Here is a 24020-nt window from a genome sequence, read left to right as displayed (position 1 = left end):
TTGCCGAGGCGTTCCTCGACGCCAACGACGCCTGGGTCGTTGATGGGACTTATCATAGACTCTCTCTTGCGCGTAGGCTAGAGGCGGCGGACGTCATCGTGATCTTCGCTTCTCCACGTCGCACCTGCCTGCTTCAAGCGTGGCGTCGCTCCCGCCGCTATGCGCATCGCGTTCGCCCCGATATGGCTGACGGCTGCATTGAGCGGCTCGACGCGGAGTTCGTTCTTTGGCTGGTTTGGAAAGGTCGCACGCGATCGCGTCGAAAGCGTTTTGAGGAGATCTGCCGCGATTATGCGGAAAAAGCGGTCGTCGTGAAGAGCCGCGGCGAGTCGGAACAGCTTTTCCGTTGCCTCGCCGAATCGACGTCTTCGAACCGAGCCTGCGAAACGAGCCGGGAACCCATGGTCTTTTCCTTGGCATTTCGGCCTGTCAGATGCGTGCGGGCCCGCGCAGATGCTACAATCGGCCACCGAGAGACGAAGACGCGTCGCAGGCGGCAGGCCGGCGGCGACGGATCGAAAGGCAATAACGTGGCACTCGTCAACGAGCGGGCGCGCATCCTCGCCAACGGGGAAGTCGGCCCCAACCTATACCTCATGGAGCTCGCCTCCCCGCACATCGCGGCGGCCATCGAGCCGGGGCAGTTCGTGCACATGAAGGTGCCGAACATGGAGGCGCACATCCTGCGCCGCCCGTTCTCGGTGTACGCGCGCGACGCGGCCGCGGGAACGCTCGAGATCCTCTACCAGGCCGTGGGCTTCGGCACCGACCACATGACCCGCATCGAGCCCGAGCGGGCCGAGCACCTCTCGGGCGCGGAGCTTATCGGCCCGGTGGGGCGCGCCTGGCAGCCGCCCGCGGACGCCCGCCGCGCTCTGCTCGTGGGCGGCGGCGTGGGTGCGGCCCCGCTCTTCATGCTGTGCGAGCAGCTGGTCGGCGCGGGGGTGCGCACCGACGTCGTGCTGGGCGCGCAGACCGAGGCCGCGCTCACCTGCCGCGCGCGCTACGAGGCGCTGCTCGACGAGCCCCCGCGCTGCGCCACCGACGACGGCAGCTTCGGGCGCGAGGGCTTCTGCACCTCGCTCGTGGAGGAGGCTCTGGCGGAAGCGGCGGCCGCAGGGGAGCCCTACGGCTACCTGGCCGTGTGCGGCCCCGAGCCCCTCATGAAGATCGTGGCCGGCATGGCCGCGGAGGCCGGCGTGCCCTGCGAGGCGTCGATGGAGAAGCGCATGGCGTGCGGCGTCGGAGCCTGCCTGTCGTGCGTGGTGGACACGGTGGACGGCAAGAAGCGGGCCTGCGTCGACGGCCCGGTGTTCGATGCGCGGAAGGTGGTGTGGTAGATGGCGACGATGGGCGCGGGTCCGCGCACGACGGCCCCCGCAAGCGTGCGCATGGCCGTGAACCTGGGCGGCCTGGAGATGAAGAACCCGGTCACGGTGGCGTCGGGCACGTTCGCCGCCGGGCGCGAGTACGGCGACTTCGTGGACGTGGCCAGCCTGGGCGCGGTCACCACGAAGGGCGTGTCCCTGAACGGCTGGGAGGGCAACGCGACGCCGCGCATCGCCGAGACGCCCTCGGGCATGCTCAACTCCATCGGCCTGCAGAACCCCGGCGTCGCGCACCTGAAAGCGCACGACCTGCCGTGGCTCGCCGAGCGCGGCGCGACGACGATCGTGAACGTGTCGGGCCACAGCTTCGACGAGTACGTGCAGGTGATAGAGGCGCTCGAGGACGCGCCGGTGGACGCCTACGAGGTGAACATATCGTGTCCGAACGTGGACGCGGGCGGCATGACCATCGGCTGCCAGACGGACAGCGTCGAGGCCGTCGTGTCCCGCTGCCGCGCCGCCACGAAGCGGCCGCTCATCGTGAAGCTCACGCCCAACGTCACCGACGTGACCGAGATCGCCCGCGCGGCCGTGTCCGCCGGGGCCGACGCCCTCTCGCTCATCAACACGCTGCTCGGCATGGCCGTCGACGCGGAGCGCCGCCGTCCCGTGCTCGCGCGCGGCGTGGGCGGGCTCTCCGGCCCGGCCGTCAAGCCCGTGGCGCTGCGCATGGTGTGGGAGGTGCACAAGGCCGTGGACGTGCCGCTGCTCGGCATGGGCGGCATCTCGTGCGCGACCGACGCCGTGGAGTTCATGCTGGCCGGGGCCACGGCGGTGGCCGTCGGCACCGCGAATTTCGTGAATCCGCACGCCACGGTTGAAATCATCGACGGAATGGCGCAGTATTGCGAGAGGCACGGCGTGGAAGACGTGCAGGAGCTGATAGGAGCGTTGGAATGGTGAATTCGTTCGAGGAGGTCCCCGCGCGCGACCGCGTGATCGTGGCGCTCGACTGCGGCATCGAGGAGGCCTTCGACCTTGCCGACCAGCTGCAGGGCAAGGCCACGTGGATGAAGGTGGGCATGACGCTGTTCTACGCGAACGGCCCGGCCATCGTCTACGCGCTCAAGGAGCGCGGCTTCAAGGTGTTCCTCGACCTCAAGTTCCACGACATCCCGCACCAGGTGGAGGGCGCCGCCTTCGCCGCAGCCGGCAGCGGGGCCGACATGCTCACCATGCACACGGTAGGCGGCGTGGACATGATGGCCGCCGCCCAGAAGGGCGCGGAGCGCGCGGCGGCCGAGTACGGCCACGACGTGCCGGCCACCCTCGGCATCACGGTGCTCACCAGCATGAACGACGCGGCGCTGGCCGAGACGGGCGTTTCCCGCGCCATGGCCGACCAGGTGGTCGTGCTCGCCGAGCAGGCCAAGCGCGCCGGCATCTCCGGCGTGGTGGCCTCGCCGCAGGAGGCAGCGCGCCTGCGCGAGATCCTGGGCCCGGACGCCTACATCGTCACGCCCGGCGTGCGCCCTGCAGGCAGCGCGAAGGGCGACCAGAGCCGCGTGGCCACGCCGGCCGAGGCCTTCGCCAACGGCGCGTCGCATATCGTGGTGGGCCGCCCCATCACGCAGGCCGACGATCCGGCGGCCGCCTTCGAGGCCATCGCGGCCGAGCTGTAGAGCCGTTCGCGCACGATGGCGGGGGAGCGGTTTACCCCGTTCGACCTCGGCAGGCGACCGTTCGTAACGGTTGTGCGACGAAACGGGTCCGGTGCACGGGCCTGCTCCTACAATGTGTGGCATCGCGCGGGAATTTTTTGTAATTACGGCGATTGACAAGGCAAGACGGACAAAGGCGTGATAGTATCACGGAATCGCTTTTGAACAAGAAGGAGAGATACACGATGGCTATTCCTCAACTCAGCCCGGAAGAACGTCAGGCGGCTCTGGAGAAGGCGAAGGCGGCCCGCATCAAGCGCGCCGAGGTTCGTGACGAGCTGAAGAGCGGCAAGCTCACCTTGGCGAAGGTTCTCGAGATGAAGAACGATCCCGTGGTCGGCCGCATGAAGGTTTCCACGCTTATCGAGACCATGCCGGGCTACGGCAAGGCCAAAGCCGAGAAGATCATGAAGGAACTGCAGATCGCCGAGAGCCGCCGCCTGCGCGGTTTGGGCGAGCGCCAGCAGACCGCTTTGCTGGAGCGTTTGGGCTAAACGCTGCATGCGACACGGTAATCTGTTCGTTATCTCTGGGCCATCAGGTGCCGGCAAGGGCACGCTGGTGGCCCGTCTGTTGCGCGAGGTGCCCGATGCCTGGGTGTCGCGTTCCGTTACGACGCGCGCTCCGCGCGAGGGCGAGGTGGACGGCGTCCATTACCAATTCGCGTCGGACGAGGAGTTCCAGGATCTCGTGGACACCGACGGGCTCTTGGAATGGGCGACCTACGCGGGCAACCGTTACGGCACGCCCCGCGCGACCGTCGAGGAGCACATGGCCTGCGGAGAGCAGGTCGTCCTCGAGATCGACGTGCAGGGCGCCTTCCAGGTGCGCGAGAAGATGCCCGCTGCCCGTCTCGTGTTCATCGAGCCGCCGTCGCTTCGGGTGCTCGAGGAGCGCCTGCGTGGACGCGGCACCGAGGGCGACGAGGTGATCGAGGCGCGCATGAAGGCGGCCGAGGTGGAGCTTTCGCACAAAATGGAGTATGATATGCGGCTGGTAAACGACAACCTTGACGAAGCGACCGATGCCCTGGTGCGCTACGTCAACGAGCAAGCCGAGAAAGCACGAGGTTAAACGCTCTATGAGTATCATCGAACCCAAGATCGACGTACTGCTGGACAGGACCGACAACGACCGCTTCCTGCTGTGCGCCCTCGCTTCGAAGCGTGCGCACGACATCAACGACATGATGCGCGGCCAGCGCGATCGCGCCATCCAGCTGCAGACGGCGGTCGAGATCGCCCGCGCGGCCGACAAGAAGCCGCTGTCGCTCGCGTTCAACGAGATCGCCCGCGGCGAAGTTTCGTACGACCCGAACTCCATCGACATCAAGAACCATTAGGGTTCCGCCGGCCTACCGGCCGGCGGAACGCGTCGACGCCGCAAAGCCCTGAGGCATCCGGCCTTGCCGCTTTTGCGCTTGCCCTCACGTGCGGAAGCACGCTCGGCCGCGCAACGCGGCAATTCCGAATACCTCAGGGCTTTTCGCTGACTTACTACGCCAACCGGCGCGCTTGTTTTCGCGCTTCGCGCGAATCGGGCGACCTGCACGCGCGGCGTCTGCGCTCGCGCGAACCGTTCGAACCTGCGAACCCGGGGGACTCCCATGACTGACTTCCAACGCATCATCCTCGTCCACTACCACGAGATCGGCCTCAAGGGGCACAACCGCGCCTCGTTCGAGACGCGGCTTCTGAAGAACCTCGAGGCGCTGCTCGCGCCGTTCCCCGTGGTCACGATCCATCGCATCTCGGGGAGGCTGTGCGTGTTCCTGCGCGAGGGCACCGACTGGGACACGGCCGTCGCGGCGTCCGAGGTCGCGGGGCGCGTGCCGGGCGTGGCACGCGTGTCGAGCGGCTTCAAGTGCGAGCGCGACCTGGACGAGATGGCCCGCGCGGCCGTGCTCGCGCTCTCGGAGGCGGGCGAGTTCTCCACGTTCAAGGTGGCGGCGCGGCGCAACCATACGGACTTCGCCACCGGGTCGATGGAGATGAACAAGATCATCGGCGGCGCGCTGTGCGAGGCGTATCCCGACAAGGGCGTGCGCATGAAGAACCCCGACGTCACGGTGGGGGTCGAGGTCGTGCAGAACGCGTCGTACGTCTACGCGCGCTCCGTGCCGGGCGTCGGAGGGCTGCCGGTGGGCAGCTCGGGCAAGGTGGTGTGCCTGCTGTCGAGCGGCATCGACTCGCCGGTGGCCACGTGGAAGCTGGCGCGTCGCGGCGCGGTATGCATCGGCGTGCACTTCTCCGGGCGCCCGCAGACCTCGGATGCGAGCGAGTATTTGGTGGACGACATCGCGCGCGTGCTGGAGCGCACGGGCTGCATCGCGCGCGTCTACACGGTGCCGTTCGGCGACTACCAGCGCGAGATAGCGCTCACGGTGCCGCCCGAGCTGCGCGTCATCATGTACCGCCGCCTCATGTTCAAGGTGGCCGAGGCGCTGGCCGCGCGTGAGCGCGCCGGGGCGCTCGTGACGGGGGAGAGCCTGGGGCAGGTGGCATCGCAGACGCTCGACAACATCCGCGCCACGGACGACGCGGTGGACCTGCCCGTGTTCCGCCCGCTCATCGGCACGGACAAGCTGGAGATCATCGGCGAGGCGCAGCGCCTGGGCTCCTACGAGATATCGTCGCAGGACGCGCCCGACTGCTGCACGCTGTTCATGCCCCGCAGCCCCGAGACCCATGCGAAGCTCCCGGTTGTGCGCGAGGCCGAGGCCGCGCTGCCCGTGGAGCGCTGGGTGGCCGAGCTGGTGGAAGCCGCCGAGGTGCGCGACTACGCCTGTCCCGCCTACAAGCCGAGGGCCCGTCGAGACGCGGCCGGCGCGAGGCAAGGGGGCACCGGGGATCCTGCGCGCGCCTGACGCAGAGGGCGGGTATCGAGGAGGAGGCTGTGGCTTTTCGGTGACGGCTTTCCGTCGGTTCCTTCCGGAATCCCCTTTCCGCGCATTCTGAACGGTCAGGCGCCGGGCGCCCCGCTTTGCCATGTCCGGACGACGCCCTAAGGCGATCGATTTCACCCCTTCCGAATTTATCCCTCCTTTTTGCTGCATCTGCGTTGGAAACGTGCAAGCTTCTGCCGGTTGCCGTGCTGGATCGGCATAAGATCCGCGTCAACCCCGCATGGTGCTTCCGACGGTTCCCGTGCAAGGTCGCGGCGCTATGATCGAAAGGCGGGCGAAGGGCGCCGCCGTCTAACTCGGGCGGCCCCTTCCTGCTCGCATCCGGTCGAGGAAGGGAGGGGTCATGTCGTTCCAGCGGAGCGCGCAGTCGTGGCGGGCGCGGCTGCACCTGTCGGGCGCGCGCCTGCCCGTGCTGGTGGGCGTGACGGCCGTGGCCATCGTCGTCATGGCCTGCGCTGGCAAGCTGCTGCTCGACGCCGCGTCGTCGGAGGGCTTCGCGGTCGTGCAGCCGGGCGGTGCGGAGCAGGCGGCCGGCGACGGGGATGCCGATGCTGCGGCCGAAGCGGGCGCTCCGCAGGCCGCTCCCGCGCCTCTGCGCGTGCACGTGGGCGGCGCGGTGGCCGCGCCCGGCGTGTACGACCTGGCCGAGGGCGCGCGGGTGCTCGACGCCGTGGAGGCCGCGGGCGGCTTCGCCGAGGGGGCGGCGCGCGACGCGCTCAATCTGGCGCGCACCGTGTCCGACGGCGAGCAGGTGGTCGTGCCGAGCGAGGCGGACATCGCCGCGCAGGAGGCAGCGTCGGCGGGGGTGGGCGGCGTGTCGGCGGGCGCGGGCGCCTCCGCTCCGACCGGCGGCGCGAGCGGGAAGGTCAACATCAACACCGCCTCGGCCGCCCAGCTGGACACGCTCCCCGGCGTGGGCGCCTCCACGGCAGAGAAGATCGTCGCCGACCGCGAGGCCAACGGCCCCTTCAAGACGGTCGAGGACCTGAAGCGCGTCTCCGGCATCGGCGACAAGAAGTTCGCGGCGCTCGCGGACGCGATCTGTGTCGGCTGACCCATGTCGCCGCGCCCCGCGCCTCCGCTGCCCCCGCGTCCGGCCCTGCCTCCGGTGCTCGCGTGCGGCTTGGGCCTTTGGGCGTCCTGCGCCGCCGTGTACTCCGCCGCGCAGTCCTGGGGGGCGGGCGCGTGCGTCGCCGTGGGCGCCTCGACGCTCGCAGCTGCGGCGCTTGCCGCCGTCGCGCTGCTGCGCTGCAGGCGCGGCACGCTCGCGCGGTGCGCCCTGCTGGGCGTGCTCATCGGAGCCGCGTGCGGCTGCGGGGCCGGGGCGTCCTTGCATGTCGCCTGGCAGGAGGCTGCCGGCGAGGCGCCGGCGCGGTTGCGCTTCGAGGCGGTGGAGGATGCGGATGCGGGCCTCTACGGAGCCCAGTGCGTCGCGCGCACGCGTCTGGCGTCGGGGCGATCGGTGGACGTGCGGCTGCGCTTCGCCGACGGTGCGGACGTGCCGCGCTACGGCGACGTGTTCGAGGCAGATGCGTCGCTGGCCGCTCCCGGCGAGCGCTCGGAAGCCTGGTGCTGGCAACGCGGCATCGCTGCCGTCGCGACCGTCCGCCAGGCTTTCCTGGTCGAGCGCCACGATGCGTTCGGGGCGCTGCTGGGCGTCAGGGCGCGCGCCCTGGAGGCTATCGGCCGTCTGGACGGCGACGGCGGCGCCGTGCTGCAGGCGCTCGTCTGCGGCGCGCGCGGCGCCTTGGACGAAGGGGACGTCTACGCCGCCTTCAAGACCTCCGGGCTCGCGCATCTCGTGGCGGTGTCGGGCGCCCATCTCGTCATGGTGTGCGCGTTCGCCGGCGCCGCGCTCAAAGCGCTGCGTGCGCCGCGCGGCGTGGCCGTGGGCGTGCAGGCGGCGCTTCTCGGATGCTACCTCGTGCTGTCGGCCATGCCGATATCGGCCGTTCGCGCGGCGCTCATGACGCTCGCGGGCACGACGTCGTTCTTCGCGCGGCGGCGTCCGGCCAGCCTGAACTCTGTGGGCCTGTGCATCGCCGGCGTCGTGGCCGCCTGCCCTGCAGCCGCGCTCTCGGCGTCGTTCGCGCTCTCGGTGCTCTCCACGCTGGGCATCGTGCTGTTCGCGGGGCTCGCCTCCGCCTGGATCGGCCGCCTGGCGCCGCGCCTGCCGCGCTTCGCTGCCGAGGCCCTCGCGCTCACGGCCGCCTCGAGCGTGCTCGCGCAGCCGCTGTCGGCCGCCTTGTTCTCGCAGGCGCCGCTCGTCTCCCCGCTGGCGAACGTGCTGGCGGCGCCCCTCTTTCCGCTCGCCTGCGCCGGCGGGCTCGTTGGCGCGGTCGCGTCCCTGGCCGCGCCGCCGGCCGGCGCCTCCCTGCTGGCGCTCGCTGCGCTCGCCTCCGAGGCGCTCTGCGCCGCCGCCCGCGCCTGTGCGTCGCTGCCCTGCGCGAGCGTGCCCGTCGACCTGCCCATCGTGCCGGCCCTTGCCGGCGCGGCCGTCCTGGCTGCCGTGCTCTGGGTGCTCTGGCCCGCGCCGAGCCCGCGCGCCGCCGCGCTCGCCGCCGCGGGCGCGCTGGCGGCCGCCCTCGCGTTCGTGGTCGTCGTCCCGCGGCTCGCCGGCGACGAGATCGTCATGCTCGATGTGGGGCAGGGCGATGCGTTCGTCGTCCGCAGCGGCGGGGCCGCCGTGCTCGTTGACACGGGCAACCAGGAGCGCCTTCTGCGCGAGGCGCTCGCGCGACATGCCGTGTTCCGCCTGGATGCCGTGGTGGTCACTCACGGCGACGACGACCATATGGGCGCGCTCGCCTCCCTCAAGGGCGTGGTGCAGGTCGATCGCGTGCTCGTGGCCGCCGATGCGCTCGCCTGCTCCTGCGATGCCTGCGCTCGCCTGCGCGGCGATGCGGCGACGCTTGTGGGAGAAGGGGCCGTCCAGGGGCTCGCGCAGGGCGACGGCCTGCGCGTGGGTGCCTTCGACCTCGAGGTGGTGTGGCCCGCCCGCTTCGCCGACGAGGGCGGCAACGCCGACAGCCTGTGCCTGCTGGCGCGCGCCGGCGCCGACGGCGACGGGGCGCCCGACTGGACGGCGCTCTTCGCCGGCGACGCGGAGCACGAGCAGCTGGCCGCTTTGGAGGGGCAGGGCCTCGTCGGCCGCGTGGACGTGCTCAAGGTAGGCCACCACGGCTCGAAGAACGCGCTCACGCCGGAGCTGGCAGCCGCGCTCTCCCCGCGCATCGCGCTGGTGAGCGTGGGGGCGGGGAACCGCTACGGCCATCCCGCCGACAAGACGCTGAGGGAGTTGGCCGACGCCGGGGCGCAGGTGTGGCGTACCGACGAGGCGGGGGATGTTTCATGCAAATCCACCGCGCAGGGCATCGCGGTCGCGGCGCTGCGGTAGAATGCGGGGCATGCCGACGAACAAGAAACAAGAAGCGCCGCTTTTGCCCGTCTACCTAATCGTGGGGGAGGACGCGCTCAAGCGCGACACCGTGATGAAGCGCCTGCGCGCCCGCCTGGCCGCGCTGGGCGATCTGTCGTTCAATGCCGACGAGTTCAATGGAGAGACTGCCCTCGGCGGCGACATCGTGGCGGCCTGCAACACCGTGCCGTTCGCCAGCTCCGTGCGCCTCGTGGAGGTGCGCGGGGCCGACAAGCTGAAGAAGGCGGACGCCGAGGCCCTCGTGTCGTACCTGTCATCGCCGAGCGAGTCCACCGTGCTCGCTCTCGTTGCCGAGAAGCTGGCGAAGAACACGCGCCTGCACAAGGCCGTGGCCGCCCACGGCAAGACGGCCGTCATCGACTGCGCCCCGCTCAAGCGCAACGAGCTGCCGAAGACGGTGCGGGCCATGGCCGTGGGCCACGGCGTCACGCTCACGGAGGGGGCTGCGCGCGCACTGGTGGATCTGGTAGGCGAGAACACCGTCCATCTGGACAGCGAGCTCAAGAAGATCGCGCTGGCGCACCGCGGGACCGATGCGGTGAACGAGCATGAGATCATGGGGCTGGTGGCGCGGACGGCCGAAGTAAAGCCCTGGGAGTTCGTGGACGCATTCGCCGCCCGCGACGTCCGCAAGTGCTTGCTTTTGCTGGGACGCATGGAGTCCGTGTCGCCCCACGCCCTGCTGGCCATGTGCACGACGCGCCTGCGCGAGCTCGTGTGCGCCCGCGCCCTGGCCGACCGCGGCAACCCGCGCGGCGTGGCCGCCGCCCTCAAGATGCCCGACTGGCGCTGCAAGAGCCACGCCGCCTGGGCCCGCGGCTTCACCGCCGCCGAGCTGCGCCATGCCATCGTCTCGGCACGCGACACCGAGCGCGCCATGAAGAGCGGCGCGGATGCGCAGGCCGCCTTCCTCGACTGGGTGCTGGAGGTAACGGCGGGGAGGTAGGGAAGGCGCGCGGCATCCCTCAAGAGCGCGGAGGGCGTGCGTGACTCGCGATGCGCGCCCGTGCCGGTTCGCGACGCATGCGGCGCGCGAATCGCGCCATCCGACGTCCAGCCCTCTGCTTCGCCGCGCCATGGAAAAGGCCGCCGTCCGTTCCGCCCCGCATCCGCGAACGCACCGGGGATTTCGATCCCCAAATACCGAGGAAGCCCCCGTTTCACCGGGAGCTTCCTCTTCCTTGATATGCGGACGGATCGCGGGCGATCCTGGTGCATCGAGCCTATTCGGCGGCCTCTTCGGCAGCGGCGGCCTCGGCCTCGGCCTTGGCGGCCTCCTCGGCTTCCTTGGCCTTGCGCTTCTGGGCGGCGGCCTCTTCCTTCAGCGTCTTCTCGCGGCGCTTCGCCTTCTCGTCGGAGGCGGCCTTCATGGCTGCCAGGCGCTCGGCCTTGGCCGCGGCCTTCTTGGAGCCGGTCTTCTGCTGCTCCTTCTTGGCCGGCTTCACGTAGGCGGCGCGGTCGGCGTCGGTCACGACATCCTTGATGAGCAGCATGATGCCGCTCTTGCGGTTCGCGGCCTGGTTCTTGTGGATGACGCCCTTCGAGGCGGCACGGTCCATGAGACGGCAGGCGGCGAGCGCGGCGGCGTAGGCCTCGGCGCCGTTGCCGGCGGCCACGGCGTCCTTCACGCGGCGGGTCGCGGTCTTGAGCTCGCTCTTCACCGCGCGGTTGCGCATGCGGGACTTCTCGTTGGTGATGATGCGCTTCTTCTGGCTTTTGATGTTCGCCATGTGGTTCGTTCCTCCAAAAAAATCGTTTGCCTTGTCTTGCGATACGAATCGCGCTGCGCCTCCAGCGATACGGGCGGGCGATGCCCTCCGCGTGGCCGCAAGGTGGCCGATTGCCTCGCAACAAGGCCCCGGAGGAGCCTCCCGCGCCAGGCGCGGGCGTTGGCGATGCGATGGAAACAGGCGGGATTTCTCTGTTTCGCAGACCAATCGGTCACCAGCGAGGACGAATCCGTAATGCAGCCACGTCTGCAGATTTGGCGATAAGATCATCGCACGCACGTATCGCTGGATACACAATGCGATAGAATACCAAACGTTGACCCTGTTTTCATGGGGAAATTCCCGAAAACACGTTTTTCGCCCGTGCACCGCCCGAAGAAGAAAGCTACTATGACCACCGATCCGAACCTCATCCGCAACTTCTCCATCATCGCGCACATCGACCACGGCAAGTCCACGCTCTCGGACCGCATCCTGGAGCTCACGGGCACCGTGGCGCAGCGCGACATGCAGGAGCAGCTGCTCGACACCATGGACATCGAGCGCGAGCGCGGCATCACCATCAAGAGCCAGGCCGTGCGCGTGGACTACACGGCCGACGACGGCCAGACCTACCAGTTCAACCTCATCGACACGCCGGGCCACGTGGACTTCACCTACGAGGTGAGCCGCAGCCTGGCCGCATGCGAGGGCGCCGTGCTCGTGGTGGACGCCACGCAGGGCGTCGAGGCGCAGACGGTGGCCAACGCCATGATGGCCATGAACGCGAACCTGGAGATCATCCCGCTCATCAACAAGATCGACCTGCCCGCCGCCGAGCCCGACCGCGTACGCGAGGAGATAGAGGAGGGCCTCGCCATCCCCGCCGACGACGCGGTGCTCGCCTCCGGCAAGACCGGCGCGGGCGTGCACGATCTGCTCGAGGCCGTGGTGTACAACATCCCCGCGCCCGAGGGCGATCCGGGCGCGCCGCTGCGCGCGCTCATCTTCGACTCGTACTTCGACCCCTACCGCGGCGTGGTGGCGCTCATCCGCGTGGTGGACGGCTCGCTCAAGAAGGGCGATAAGGTGCTTATGATGGCCACCGGCACCGAGGTGCTCGTGGAGGAGGTAGGCGCGCGCCGCCCGGCGGAGACGGCCATGCCCGAGCTCTCGGTGGGCGAGGTGGGCTACCTGGTCACGGGCCTCAAGGACGTGCGCCAGGTGAAGGTGGGCGACACGATCACCGCCGTGCGCGGCGGCGTGGAGGAGCCGCTGCCCGGCTACCGCGACGCCAAGCCCATGGTGTTCACCGGCCTGTTCCCCATCGACGGCGACCAGTACGAGCCGCTCAAGGAGGCGCTGGAGAAGCTCTCGCTCAACGACCCGGCGCTCGCCTGGGAGCCGGAGAAGTCCCATGCGCTCGGCTTCGGCTTCCGCGTGGGCTTTCTGGGGCTGCTCCACATGGAGGTCATCAAGGAGCGCCTCGAGCGCGAGTTCGGCCTGGACCTGCTGGCCACCGCGCCCTCCGTGGAGTACCACGTGTACCGCGCCGGCGGCGAGATGATCAGCCTGCACTCGCCGCAGGAGATGCCCGACCCCGGCGAGATCGAGCGCATCGAGGAGCCCTACCTCAAGGCGAAGATCCTCATCCCGCCCGACTACGTGGGCGCGGTCATGGAGCTCACCACGGCGCGGCGCGGCACGTTCGTCACCATGAACTACCTGTCGCCCACCACGGTGGAGATGATCTGGGAGATCCCGCTGTCGGAGCTCATCATGGACTACTTCGACAAGCTGAAGTCCAATACGAAGGGCTACGCGAGCCTCGACTACGACTTCGACGGCTACAAGCCCTCCAAGCTGGTGAAGCTGGACATCCTGCTGTCGGGCAAGCCGGTGGACGCGCTGTCGTTCATCATCCACAAGGACAAGGCCTACGACCGCGGCCGCGTGCTCACGGAGAAGCTGCGCGGCATCATCCCGCGCCAGATGTTCGAGGTGCCCATCCAGGCCGCCATCGGCGGGCGCGTGCTGGCCCGCGAGACGGTGAAGGCGAAGCGAAAAGATGTGCTGGCGAAGTGCTACGGCGGCGACATCAGCCGCAAGCGCAAGCTCCTGGAGAAGCAGAAGGCCGGCAAGAAGCGCATGAAGAACATCGGCAACGTGGAAGTGCCGCAGGAGGCGTTCATGGCCATTTTGAAGGTGGACGATTAGCCTATGGATCGAGCTGTTCTCGCAATCTGCATCATCGCCATCGCAGTCCTTTCTGCGCTCGCGGTGCATCTGTTTTACAGGCAGCGGGGCAAGGCGCTCCCCAACGACCTGGGCAGTTTGGACGATGAGGGCTGGGGCTTGCTGAAGCGCCGTGTAGTCGGCTCGGTGGCTTTGGCGGCCGTTGCTGTGTTGGTAGGCTTCGTGTTGGCAAGGGTTCTCTGAGCAACGGCATTGGTGGTTCGGGGCGGCGTCCCCGCTTTGCGACTGATAGGTGCGAGAACATGGGCAAGAACGAAGAGTTCGACTGGTTGGACGATCCGTTCGACGAGAAGAAGGCCGCGCGCGAGCAGGTGCGGGCCTCCACGTCGGGCGGCACGAAAATGGCGCTCGGCTGCGGCTGCCTGCTGGCCGTGGCGGGCGTCGTGGTGCTGCTGGTATTCGCAGGCGTCAGCATGATCGACCTGCTGGCTGCCTAGCGCCGGGACGTGCATGCGCCCGGCCGTCCTCGAACCGACATGAGAAGGAGGAACCCGGTGAGAACGAACCCGGTCATAGAGAACATCCTGTCCCGCCGTTCCGTGCGCGCGTTTCGGGACGAGCCCGTCGCGCGCGAGGACCTGGAGGCCATCGTCGCGTGCGGGCAGTGGGCGCCCTCGGCTATGAACCGCCAGGAGTGGACGTTCGTGGTGGTTGACGACCGCGAACGCGTCGCGCGCTTAGCCGAGGTAATCCGCGTCGCGCTCGCTCGCGACGCCTACGACATGTACGACCCCGCGGCCATCGTGATCGTGGCGCACGAGAAGGGCGCCCCGTTCGGCCGCGAGGACGACGGCTGCGCGATGCAGGGCATGATGCTGGCCGCCCACAGCCTGGGCCTGGGCAGCGTGTGGATCAACCAGCTGCAGGGCATCTGCGACGAGCCCGCCGTGCGCGCGGAGCTCGACGCGCTCGGTGTGCCGGCCACGGCCGAGGTGCATGGCGTGTGCGCCCTCGGCCACGCCGCCGCCGAGGGAACGGCGCACGACCGCAAGAGCCACGTGGTGTGGGCGTAGCGCGCCGGCTGCCATCCCGGCCCGGGGCGGGTTGCGCCGCCGAAGCCGGAAGGCTGCACGCAGCGCTTTCTCGCGACGCCTGCGCGCGTCCAACGTGGGCGCTCGGGCCGCGGCGACGAAGCCGGGAGTATGCCGCGCCCGAACGCCCTTCCTGCCAAAAAACGCGCGGTTTGGCAATCGGAAAGCGCGTTTCGGAGCGTGCTCGCCACGGGTTGCCGCTATAATCCCAGGTCGGCGTTTTTCACCGCTCGACCGTAATTGCCAAACCGCGCGTTTTTTGACCTGTCGTGACGAAAACGCGTGCAAAGGAAGCAGGATATGCACGAGTTCTTCCAAAACCACCGCCTCCTCCTCGCGCCCATGGCGGGCGTGAGCGACGAGGCGTTCCGGGCGCTCTGCCGCGAGCAGGGGGCCGACCTCGCCTTCACCGAGATGGTCTCGGCGAAGGGGCTCTCCTACGCCAACGAGAAGACGCGCCATCTGCTTGCCCTCGCGCCCGGCGAGGACCAGGTGGCCGTCCAGCTGTTCGGCCACGAGCCCGACACCATGGCCGCGCAAGCCGCCTGGATCGAGCAGGAGATGGGTGAGTCGCTGGCGTACCTGGACGTCAACATGGGATGCCCCGCGCGCAAGATCGTGTCGAAGGGCGACGGCTCGGCGCTCATGAGGGAGCCGGGGCTCGCGGCCTCCATCGTGCGGGCGATCCGCGCGGCGGTCGCGCATCCCGTGACCGTGAAGTTCCGCCGCGGCTGGGCCCAGGGCGAGGAGACGGCGCCGGACTTCGCGCGCCGCATGGAGGATGCGGGCGCGTGCGCCGTCGCGGTGCACGGCCGCTTTGCCGAGCAGCTCTACCGCGGCAGCGCCGACTGGGGCGTCGTCGCGCGCGTGAAGGAGGCCGTGGACGTGCCCGTCATCGGCAACGGCGACGTGCGCACGGGCGCCGACGCCGTGGCGCTCACGGTGCGCACCGGCTGCGACGCGGTGATGATCGCCCGCGGCGCCGAGGGCAACCCCTGGGTGTTCGCCCAGGCCAAGGCCGCGCTTGAGGGCGTGCCCGAGCCGCCGGCCCCCGATGCCCGCGAGCGCATCGCCATGGCGCGCCGCCACGCGCGCCTGCTCGCGCGGCGCGAGGGGAAGAATATCGTGCGCATGCGCAAGCACGCCATGTGGTACCTGGCGGGCCTGCCGGGCGCCGCCGCGGCGCGCGCGAAGATCAACGCCTGCGTGTCCGTGGAGGACTTCGACCGCGTGTTCGACGAGCTGCTCGCCTTGCTGGGCGAGCATGAACAGGAGGGCTAGACCATGCCGCACGACCCTTATCGCGCCCTGTACCTCCATCTGCCGTTCTGCGTGAGGCGGTGCGGGTACTGCGACTTCGCCACGTCTGCGGTGCCGGGTGACGCGCCGGAGATCGACGCGTACGTGGAGGACCTCTGCCTGCAGCTACGCCGCAAGGCGAAGGAGGGCGAGCTCGGGGCGCTCGAGACGGTGTACGTGGGCGGCGGGACGCCGAGCCACATCGGCCTGGCGCGGCTGTCCATGCTGCTGTACACGCTGTCGCTGTCGATGCACCTCACGCCCGAGGTGGAGTGCACGATGGAGGCGAACCCCGAGAGCCTGACGGAGCGCATGGTGCGCGACGTGTGGGCGCTCGGGGTGAACCGCCTGTCCATAGGTGTGCAGAGCTTCGACGACGAGGTGCTGGCCGTGCTCGGGCGCGCCCATTCGGCCGACGACGCGCGCCGCGCCATCGAGGCGGCGCATACGCGCTTCGAGAACGTGAGCGTGGACCTCATGTGCGGCATCCCCGGCCAGAGCGCCGGGAGCTTCGAGGCGAGCGTGCGCGAGGCGGCGGCGCTCGGTGCGGCGCATGTGAGCGTGTACCCGCTGACCATCGAGGCGCACACCCCCTTCGATGCCGCCGTGCTCGCCGGCGAGCTGGAAGAGCCCGACGACGACGTGGAGGCCGCGCACATGGAGATCGCCGCGCGCGTGCTGGTCGAGGCCGGCTACGAGCGCTACGAGGTGGCAAGCTACGCCCGCCCCGGCTTCGCGTGCCGCCACAACATCGCGTACTGGACGGGCGTGCCGTACCTGGGGCTCGGCCGCTCGGCGGCCACGATGACCCAGAACGCGGAGCGCCGCATGCGCGTGCAGGACGGGCAGGTGACCGACGACCTGGACGCGCGCGGCATGGCCGCCGAGGACCTCATGCTGGGCATGCGCATGACCTGCGGCGTGTCCGACGGGCAGGTGGAGGCCGCCGCCGTCCTGCTGCCCGGCGCCCCCGCCGTGCTCGCGGAACTGGAAGGGGAGGGCCTCGTGGAGCATGCGGGCGGGCGCTGGCGCCCCACCGACCGCGGCTGGCTCTGCGGCAACGAGCTCTACGGGAGGCTGTTCGACTTGGCATAGGGAATCCGTGCACGCGCTCCTCCTATGCAGTAACCGTCAAGTTTCTCCATAATTTCCCGCTGTTGTTAGCACTCTCGGCTTTCGGCTGCTAATATGATGCGTTACTATGGTTCGGGTTCGGGGAATGCCGACGGGCGAGAGAGAGGAAGGTGGAAGGCGTGCTATCCGATCGCAGGCAGCGGGTGCTGGCCGCGCTCATCGAGGAATACGTCGCGCGCGCCCTGCCGGTGGGCTCGCGCACGCTCACGGAGCGCTACCAGCTGGGCGTGAGCCCGGCCACCGTGCGCAACGAGCTTTCGGTGCTCGAGGACGGCGGCTACATCACACAGCCCCACACCTCGGCCGGGCGCATCCCCACCGACCATGGCTACCGCGCGTTCGTGGACAACCTGCTGGCCGCCGACTTCACGGGCGAGGACGAGCGCTACCGCCCCGTCGTGGACGAGCTGCGCCGCAGCGCGAGCGAGCTCGACGCGCTCTTGGAGCAGACGTCGTCGGCCCTCACGCGTCTCACCGACTGCCTCTCCATCGTGCTGGCGCCGTCGGTGCTGAACCTGCACATCAAGCAGCTCTCGCTCATCTCGCTCAACGCGTACCGCGCGCTCGTGGTGCTCGTCACCGAGGACGGCCAGGTGTTCAACCGCCAGATGGAGTTCGCCGAGGAGGTGTGCTCGGACGACCTGGCGCGCGTGCAGGCGTTTCTGGGCGACGTGTTCACGGGCAAGTCGCTCCAGCAGATCGAGGACGGCCTGGGCCAGGGCATGGCCGAGGCGTTCCGCGACCCGCTCGTGCGCATGGCGCTCGACGAGGTGCTGTCGTGTTTGCAGGAGAGCGAGCTGTCGCGCGCCCACCGGCTTGGCGTGAGCTCGCTTCTGACGAAGCCCGAGTTCAGCCAGTCGCAGGCACTGCTGCCCGTCATGCAGGTGCTCGAGGACGACACGGTCATGCTGCATATCCTGGACGACGCCGTGCGGCAGGGCGACGGCACGCCCAGCGTGCGCATCGGGCGCGAGAACGATGCGGCGGAGCTGGCGGGCGTGTCCGTGGTGGCCAGCCGCTACGGGCGCGGGGAGTCGGCCGGCGTCGTGGCCGTCATCGGGCCCACGCGCATGGACTATTCTAAGGTATTGCGGGCGGTGCGCATCGCGAGCGCGGCGCTTCAGGACGTATAGGGCTTGCACGGCGCCCGCACGAGGGGGCGCCGTCAAACGAGGAAGGTACTGCAAGAGCAATGGCCAAGGATCTGTACGAGGTTCTGGGCGTTTCCAAGAACGCCACGGAGGACGAGATCAAGAAGGCGTTCCGACGCCGCGCGCGCGAGCTTCACCCCGACGTGAACAAGGCGCCCGACGCCGAGGACCAGTTCAAGGAGCTGAACGAGGCGTACGACGTGCTGAGCGACCCCGGCAAGCGCGCCCAGTACGACCGCTTCGGCACCATACCGGGCGCGGCCGGCGGCGGCAGCCCCTACGGGGGCGGCGGCTACGTGGACTTCGAGGACCTGTTCGGCGGCGGCTTCGGCATGGGCGACATCTTCAGCTCGTTCTTCGGCGGGGCCGCGGGCGGGCGCCAGCAGCAGCGACGCGAGGGCCGCGACATGGGCGTGGGCCTGCGCGTCACGCTGGAGGAGGTGGCCGCAGGCGCCAAGAAGGAGATCGTCTACGACCGCCTGGCGCCGTGCCCTGACTGCGACGGCACGGGCCTCGGCCCCGACGGGCGCGAGATCACCTGTCCGGACTGCGGCGGCCAGGGCCGCGTGGTCTCGGTGCAGCATACGTTTTTGGGCGACATGCAGACGGCCACCACGTGCAAGACCTGCAACGGCACGGGCCGCTCGGTGGAGAACCCGTGTCCGGAATGCGAGGGCCAGGGCCGCGTGCCCGACCGCCAGCGCGTGACCGTGGAGGTGCCGGTGGGCATCCGCGACTCGCAGCAGCTGCGCCTGTCCGGGTTCGGCGAGGCGGGCATGCAGGGCGCGGCGCCCGGCGACCTCATCGTCACGGTGCGCATCCAGCCGCACGAGTTCTTCGAGCGCGACGGCGATCACCTGCACGCGCGGGCGAACGTGTCCATCGTGCAGGCCTCCCTCGGAGCCGAGATCGAGATCGACGGCATCTTCGAGGGCGAGAAGGTGCAGGTGCGCATACCCGAGGGCTGCCAGAACGAGCAGGTGGTGCGCGTGAAGGGCTTCGGCATGCCGAAGTTCCGCAGCGACGCGCGCGGCGACATGTTCGTGCACGTGAACGTGGTGGTGCCCAAGAAGCTCGCGAAGAGGCAGCGCGAGCTGTTGGAGCAGCTGGCCGAGGAGCTGGGCGAGGACGTCTCCGACGAGCGCACGCCCCTGCAGAAGCTGCGCGACGCCTTCAACTAGCGGGCGAGAGATGTCCCTTCAACATTTCTACCTCGACGAGCAGGTGCTCGCCGACGAGGTTGGCGAGTCGTTCCCGCTGCGCCTCGCGGCGGACGACGCGAAGCATGCGCGCGTGCTTCGGCTGGCGCCGGGCGAGCGCATCGCGGTGGTGGACGCGGCGCAGGACTACTTCGCCTGCGAGATCGTCGCGTTCGACGAGGCGCTGCCGGTCGTGCGCATCGCGCAGCGCTTCGAGCGTGCAGACGCGGGCCCGTCGGTGACGCTCGTGCAAGGCCTGGCCAAGGGCGACAAGATGGAGACGGTGATCCGCCACGCCACCGAGCTGGGCGTGGCGGCCTTCGTGCCCCTGGCATGCGAGCGCTCCATCGTGCGGCTCGACGCCCGCAAGGGCGCGGCGAAGGCCGAGCGCTGGCGCGCCATCGCGAAGAGCGCGGCCATGCAGTCGGGGCAGCCGGCCGTGCCCGAGGTGCGGGAGCCGGCGGGCCTGGGGGAGACGTGCGCGCTGCTGGAGACGGCTGCGGCGGTGCTCGTGTGCTGGGAGGAGGCTCCCAGCGCGTCGCGGCTCGACGTCGCGCTCGACCGTGCGCTCGGCGGCGGCCCGGCGGCGCAGGGCGCTCGCGTGGTCGTGGTGGTGGGGCCCGAGGGCGGTCTGACCGAGCGCGAGGTGGAGGCGCTTTCGGCCTGCAACCCCCGCGCCGCGCTCGTGTCGCTCGGCCCGTCCATCCTGCGCACGGAGACCGCCGGCATCGTGGCGCCCGCGCTCGTGCTGTACGAGCTGGAGCGTCGTGCGAGGGCGGGCGCGCGATGAACTTCGCCGTTGTCAACTTGGGGTGCAAGGTGAACCGCGTCGAGTCGGACGACGCGGCGGCGCGTCTCGCCGCGTGCGGCGTGGAGACGCCCGAAGCGGAAGCCGACCTCATCGTGGTCAACACGTGCACGGTCACCGGCGAGGCCGAGAAGAAGACCCGCAAGGCCGTGCGCCGCGCCCTGCGCGCGAACGATCGCGCCCGCGTCCTGGTCACCGGCTGCGCCGCCGCCATCGACGCGGCGTTCTACGAGGCTCTCGACCACCGCGTCACCGTGGTGGGGAAGGCCCAGCTCGCCGACGCGATACGGGACTGGTGCGAGGCCCGTCCCTCCCAGGTCTCCGCCGGCGATCCTGCCGATCCTGCCAACGCCCCCGCCGCGCGAACCGAGGAGCCCGCAGGCTCTCCCTCCGGCGCGCCGCGCGAGGCGTCCCCGTCGAGCGAGGCTCCCCTTTTGCATATCGGATCCGGGTTCCGCACCCGGGTGGGGGTCAAGGTGCAGGACGGGTGCGACAACGCGTGCACGTACTGCATCGTGCACGTGGCGCGCGGCCGGGCGACGAGCCGCCTCGCCGACGAGGTCGTGCGCGAGTGCGCGGCGTACGCGCGGGCGGGCGCGGGCGAGATCGTGCTCACGGGCATCAACCTGGGCTCGTACTGCGACGGCGAGCGCCGCGACCCGTCCGCGACGCGCCTGGCCGGCCTGCTGCGCCGCCTGCTCGACGAGACGGCGGACCTGCACGAGCCCGGCGCGTTCCCCGTGCGCTTCCGCATCTCGAGCGTCGAGCCGCGCGACGTGGACGACGCGCTCATCGACCTCCTCGCCGCCGCCGACGGGCGCGTCTGCCGCCATCTGCACCTGCCGCTGCAGGCGGGAAGCTCGAAGGTGCTGCGCGAGATGGCGCGCCCCTACGACGCGGAGCGGTTCCGCGCGCTCGTGGAGCGGCTCTACGCCGCCGTGCCCGAGCTGGCGCTGTCCACCGACATCATCGCGGGCTTCCCGGGCGAGACCGATGCCGAGTTCCAGGAGACGCTCGCCCTCGCGCGCGCCTGCCGCTTCGCGAAGATCCACGCCTTCCCGTACTCGCGCCGCGCCGGCACGCCCGCCGCCGCGCGCGCCGACCAGGTGCCTGCCGAGGTCAAGGCGGCCCGAGCAGCCGCGCTGCGCGCCCTCGGCGACGAGCTGCGCGCGTCCGAGCGCGCCCGTCGCGTGGGAACCGTCGAGCTCGCGCTGGTCGAGGAAGGCGGCGTGGCCATGTCGGAAAGCTACTTCGAGCTGCCCGCTCCCGCCGGGGCCCCGTTGGGCACGCTCGTGAAGGCGACGATGTAGCACGGCGTCTCCCGGTGCAGGCTCGTTCGGGCATCGGCTCGCTGCCTGTTCGCCCGGTGCCCGGATCGACCGGGCCTTTCGCCTCGGATGCGCGCTCGAACGGCATAAAATCACCGAATTCGGAAAACTATGCCCCGTCTCGATGGCTTCGGGAAGCGCTTTCCGGCATAGTGCCTGGTCGCGATTCCTCCTTTCCGGCTCAACCTCCGCTTCGGCGGCTTCGGGTCGCCCTCAACTTCCGAATTCGGTGATTTCCTACCATTCGCGGTGCTTGCCCTCCCCGAAACGAACGCGGACGGGCCTCTGCGAACCGGCGTGGGCCGACGCCCCGATCCGCTCCATTGCCCGCGCATTCTGCCATATGGCGTGCGTGTGGGAAGCTTCCCCCATAGGATCAGGTGTGATATGGTTTCCCGGATGACCGGGAGAGGACGGGAGGCGCCGATGGCCGATGACGAGGCGCGCGAGCGGGCGCGCAGGAGGCTCGAGGAGCGCCAGGCCCGCATGCGCGGAGGGGCGCCCGCTTTACGCGGCGAGCGCGTCGCGCCCGATGCGCCCGACGCGCATGGGCCGATAAGCTCGGGCCGCCTCCGTTCGAGCCGTCCCGGAACGGGGAATCGGCGCTCGTGGGAGGCGCACGGCCCGGAGCCCCTGTTCGCCCTCTCCGAGGCTGCGACGAACCTCGTGCGCGCCGTCGGGCCCAAGCGCCTCGCGATCGCGGTCGTCGCGGTCGTGCTCGTCATCGCGCTCGTCGCGGGCGTCCGCGGCTGCATGGCCGCCGGCGAGGCGGCGCCGGTGCCGGACGAGGCCGACCAGGCCCCCGTCCAGCAGCAGGCGCCGCGCGATCCCATCGACGAGGGCGAGCTCAAGGCCGTGCTCGGCGACGAGCTGGCCGCCCGGCTCGTCCAGGCGGCCGAGACGAGCGACGACGCCGCATGGATCGCCGCCCATCCGGACGCCTACGCCGTCGACGGGGCGGCCGTGCAGTACAAGCTGCTCAAGCTGGCGGCCACGGAGCCCGAGGCCCTGCCCTTCGTGCGCACGTTCCCCGATGCCTACCCCGCCGAGAGCGCACTCGGCACGGACGACCCCGCCTCCGGCGAGGTGCCGCGCCTCTACCAGTGGGATGCCCGCTGGGGATCCACCGTCTACAGCTCCACGGCGTTCGCGCTGACAGGCTGCTGCCCCACGTCGCTCGCCATGGTCTACCAGGGCCTCACCGGTAAGGGCGACCTCACGCCCTACGACATGGGCAGGCGCGCGAGCGAGGGCGGCTACGAGACGCAGTTCGACGGCACCGACGCGACGTTCCTCGTCAGCGAGGTGGCTTCGCTCGGCCTCTCCTGCGAGGAGGTCGCTGCCGACGCGGCCAGCGTGCGCGCCGCGCTTGAGGGCGGGGCCGTGCTCATCTGCAACGTCGGGCCCGGCGACTTCACCGACAACGGGCACTTCTTCGTCGTCACGGGCATCGACGACGCGGGAAACCTTACCGTCAACGACCCGTACTCGGCCGATCGCTCGAACCGGAGCTGGAACGTGGACGCGGTGCTCGGCCAGACGAAGGCGCTGTGGGCCTACCGGCTCGCGTGACGCGCTCGCCGGCGAACGGCCTGCAAGCGTTTCTCCGCCTCTCCCGCCCGCCTTGCGCTCCGGGCTCACTCGGCGACGTTTCCATGCCCGCCGCTGCTCATTTGAGCACCTGCACTATATTCCCTTGTCGGTTCGATGACATCGAGGCCGGTCGCAGCCGCACGTGGTACAATGCCCCCATGACAGACCAGACGCAAATCACCCTCACGGCCCCGCAGAGCGTGAACATGGCGCTCATCGTCGGGCCGGCCGACGAGATACTCCATGTCGTGCAGGATGCGTTCGCCTCGCGCATCACCGTGCGCGGCGACACCATCGTGCTCGAGGGCGACCCGCTCGAGGTGCAGTCGCTCACGGCGTTGTTCTCCGACCTCATCAAGCTCGTGGAAGGCGGCGGCGAGCCCACGCTGGAGTACGTGCGCCACGCCATCGACCTGCTGCGCACGGCCGAGTTCAGCCCCGCTGCGCTGCGCGAGGACATCCTGCTCACGTACCGCGGACGGGCCATCCGCCCGAAGACGGCAGGCCAGAAGCGCTACGTGGACGCCATCCGCGAGCACACCATCACCTTCGGCATCGGGCCGGCGGGCACCGGCAAGACCTACCTCGCCATGGCCATGGCCGTGGCAGCGCTCAAGCGCAAGGAGGTCGGCCGCATCATCCTCACGCGCCCCGTGGTGGAGGCGGGGGAGAGCCTGGGCTTTCTGCCCGGCACCCTCACGGAGAAGGTGGACCCCTACATCCGCCCGCTCTACGACGCGCTGTTCGACATGACCGACATGGAGCGCGCCACCCAGCTCATCGAGAGCGGCGTCATCGAGATCGCCCCGCTCGCGTTCATGCGCGGGCGCACCTTGAACGACAGCTTCATCATCCTCGACGAGGCGCAGAACACCACGCCCGAGCAGATGAAGATGTTCCTCACGCGCCTGGGCTTCGGCTCGAAGATGGTGGTGACGGGCGACGTGACCCAGCTCGACCTGCCGCGCGGCATCTCGGGCCTCAAGGGCGTGCGGGGCATCCTCTCGGGCATCGACGACATCGCATTCTGCGACTTTACGGGCAAGGACGTGGTGCGCCACTCGCTCGTGGCGGCTATCGTGTCCGCCTACGACGAGGCCACCAGGAAGGCATAGCAAC

23 protein-coding genes are annotated in these 24020 nt (G+C 69.9%); 22 read left to right on the top strand and 1 reads right to left on the bottom strand.

Annotation, left to right across the window (positions count from 1 at the left end; translation table 11 throughout):
• Window positions 1-530: 530 nt before the first annotated feature.
• The 10 genes from BN3560_RS00465 to holA all read left to right on the top strand — a co-directional run bounded on the left by BN3560_RS00465 (window position 531) and on the right by holA (window position 10339).
• Entirely contained in the window at window positions 531-1340 is an 810-nt protein-coding gene (locus tag BN3560_RS00465) for a dihydroorotate dehydrogenase electron transfer subunit (RefSeq protein WP_096228536.1), read from the top strand.
• Window positions 1341-2291 carry a dihydroorotate dehydrogenase gene (locus BN3560_RS00460; RefSeq protein ID WP_227115571.1) on the top strand — a complete coding sequence of 317 codons (951 nt, stop codon included), beginning with the start codon at window positions 1341-1343 and terminating at the stop codon, window positions 2289-2291.
• Complete coding sequence (pyrF, locus tag BN3560_RS00455) at window positions 2285-3010, top strand: orotidine-5'-phosphate decarboxylase (protein ID WP_096226558.1); 726 nt, start codon at window positions 2285-2287, stop codon at window positions 3008-3010. Before BN3560_RS00460 ends, pyrF begins: the two co-directional genes overlap by 7 nt.
• Before the next feature lie 224 nt (window positions 3011-3234).
• Window positions 3235-3543 (top strand): integration host factor, actinobacterial type, encoded by a 309-nt coding sequence (gene mihF / locus BN3560_RS00450; protein WP_041239777.1) that lies wholly within the window; start codon window positions 3235-3237, stop codon window positions 3541-3543.
• 7 nt (window positions 3544-3550) lie between these two features.
• Window positions 3551-4123 (top strand): guanylate kinase, encoded by a 573-nt coding sequence (gene gmk, locus BN3560_RS00445; RefSeq protein WP_087189725.1) that lies wholly within the window; start codon window positions 3551-3553, stop codon window positions 4121-4123.
• A gap of 7 nt (window positions 4124-4130) precedes the next feature.
• Window positions 4131-4391 (top strand): DNA-directed RNA polymerase subunit omega, encoded by a 261-nt coding sequence (locus tag BN3560_RS00440; protein WP_015540438.1) that lies wholly within the window; start codon window positions 4131-4133, stop codon window positions 4389-4391.
• Window positions 4392-4655: 264 nt separating this feature from the next.
• The gene (gene thiI, locus BN3560_RS00435) at window positions 4656-5915 is read left to right on the top strand and encodes a tRNA uracil 4-sulfurtransferase ThiI (RefSeq protein WP_096226557.1); all 1260 of its coding nucleotides are present in this window, start codon (window positions 4656-4658) and stop codon (window positions 5913-5915) included.
• A gap of 382 nt (window positions 5916-6297) precedes the next feature.
• Window positions 6298-7008, top strand: coding sequence for a ComEA family DNA-binding protein (locus BN3560_RS00430; RefSeq protein WP_096226556.1), 711 nt, complete (start codon window positions 6298-6300; stop codon window positions 7006-7008).
• 3 nt (window positions 7009-7011) lie between these two features.
• A complete protein-coding gene (locus BN3560_RS00425) occupies window positions 7012-9351 on the top strand; it encodes a ComEC/Rec2 family competence protein (protein ID WP_096226555.1) in 2340 nt (779 codons plus the stop codon).
• 10 nt (window positions 9352-9361) lie between these two features.
• Entirely contained in the window at window positions 9362-10339 is a 978-nt protein-coding gene (holA, locus tag BN3560_RS00420) for a DNA polymerase III subunit delta (protein WP_096226554.1), read from the top strand.
• A 277-nt stretch (window positions 10340-10616) separates the two neighbouring features.
• On the opposite strand, the gene rpsT is transcribed toward holA, so the two are convergent.
• Entirely contained in the window at window positions 10617-11123 is a 507-nt protein-coding gene (gene rpsT / locus BN3560_RS14825) for a 30S ribosomal protein S20 (RefSeq protein WP_087189730.1), read from the bottom strand.
• Between the two features lie 390 nt (window positions 11124-11513).
• On the opposite strand from rpsT, the gene lepA reads away from it, so the two are divergent.
• The 12 genes from lepA (at window position 11514) to BN3560_RS00355 (ending at window position 24016) form a co-directional block, all read left to right on the top strand.
• Window positions 11514-13319 carry a translation elongation factor 4 gene (lepA, locus tag BN3560_RS00410; RefSeq protein ID WP_096226553.1) on the top strand — a complete coding sequence of 602 codons (1806 nt, stop codon included), beginning with the start codon at window positions 11514-11516 and terminating at the stop codon, window positions 13317-13319.
• A gap of 3 nt (window positions 13320-13322) precedes the next feature.
• Complete coding sequence (locus BN3560_RS00405; protein ID WP_096226552.1) at window positions 13323-13541, top strand: hypothetical protein; 219 nt, start codon at window positions 13323-13325, stop codon at window positions 13539-13541.
• Window positions 13542-13600: 59 nt separating this feature from the next.
• Complete coding sequence (locus BN3560_RS00400; protein ID WP_096226551.1) at window positions 13601-13795, top strand: hypothetical protein; 195 nt, start codon at window positions 13601-13603, stop codon at window positions 13793-13795.
• A gap of 57 nt (window positions 13796-13852) precedes the next feature.
• Entirely contained in the window at window positions 13853-14371 is a 519-nt protein-coding gene (locus BN3560_RS00395; RefSeq protein WP_197702158.1) for a nitroreductase family protein, read from the top strand.
• Window positions 14372-14689: 318 nt separating this feature from the next.
• Window positions 14690-15670: a tRNA dihydrouridine synthase DusB gene (gene dusB, locus BN3560_RS00390; protein WP_096226549.1), complete on the top strand. Its 981-nt coding sequence runs from the start codon at window positions 14690-14692 to the stop codon at window positions 15668-15670.
• Window positions 15671-15673: 3 nt separating this feature from the next.
• Entirely contained in the window at window positions 15674-16783 is a 1110-nt protein-coding gene (gene hemW / locus BN3560_RS00385; protein ID WP_096226548.1) for a radical SAM family heme chaperone HemW, read from the top strand.
• A gap of 158 nt (window positions 16784-16941) precedes the next feature.
• Complete coding sequence (gene hrcA, locus BN3560_RS00380; protein ID WP_096228534.1) at window positions 16942-17955, top strand: heat-inducible transcriptional repressor HrcA; 1014 nt, start codon at window positions 16942-16944, stop codon at window positions 17953-17955.
• 59 nt (window positions 17956-18014) lie between these two features.
• A complete protein-coding gene (dnaJ, locus tag BN3560_RS00375) occupies window positions 18015-19154 on the top strand; it encodes a molecular chaperone DnaJ (protein ID WP_096226547.1) in 1140 nt (379 codons plus the stop codon).
• A 10-nt stretch (window positions 19155-19164) separates the two neighbouring features.
• A complete protein-coding gene (locus BN3560_RS00370; protein ID WP_096226546.1) occupies window positions 19165-19962 on the top strand; it encodes an RsmE family RNA methyltransferase in 798 nt (265 codons plus the stop codon).
• Window positions 19959-21290, top strand: a complete 1332-nt coding sequence (locus tag BN3560_RS00365) for a MiaB/RimO family radical SAM methylthiotransferase (RefSeq protein ID WP_096226545.1) — start codon at window positions 19959-19961, stop codon at window positions 21288-21290. The genes BN3560_RS00370 and BN3560_RS00365 overlap by 4 nt, the downstream gene beginning before the upstream one ends.
• A 444-nt stretch (window positions 21291-21734) precedes the next feature.
• Complete coding sequence (locus BN3560_RS00360; RefSeq protein WP_096226544.1) at window positions 21735-22880, top strand: C39 family peptidase; 1146 nt, start codon at window positions 21735-21737, stop codon at window positions 22878-22880.
• A gap of 179 nt (window positions 22881-23059) precedes the next feature.
• The gene (locus tag BN3560_RS00355; RefSeq protein WP_096226543.1) at window positions 23060-24016 is read left to right on the top strand and encodes a PhoH family protein; all 957 of its coding nucleotides are present in this window, start codon (window positions 23060-23062) and stop codon (window positions 24014-24016) included.
• Window positions 24017-24020 lie beyond the last annotated feature (4 nt).

Origin of the sequence: Gordonibacter urolithinfaciens (assembly GCF_900199375.1) — a bacterium.
Classification (GTDB): domain Bacteria; phylum Actinomycetota; class Coriobacteriia; order Coriobacteriales; family Eggerthellaceae; genus Gordonibacter; species Gordonibacter urolithinfaciens.
This window is presented reverse-complemented; position numbering and strand designations above follow the sequence as displayed.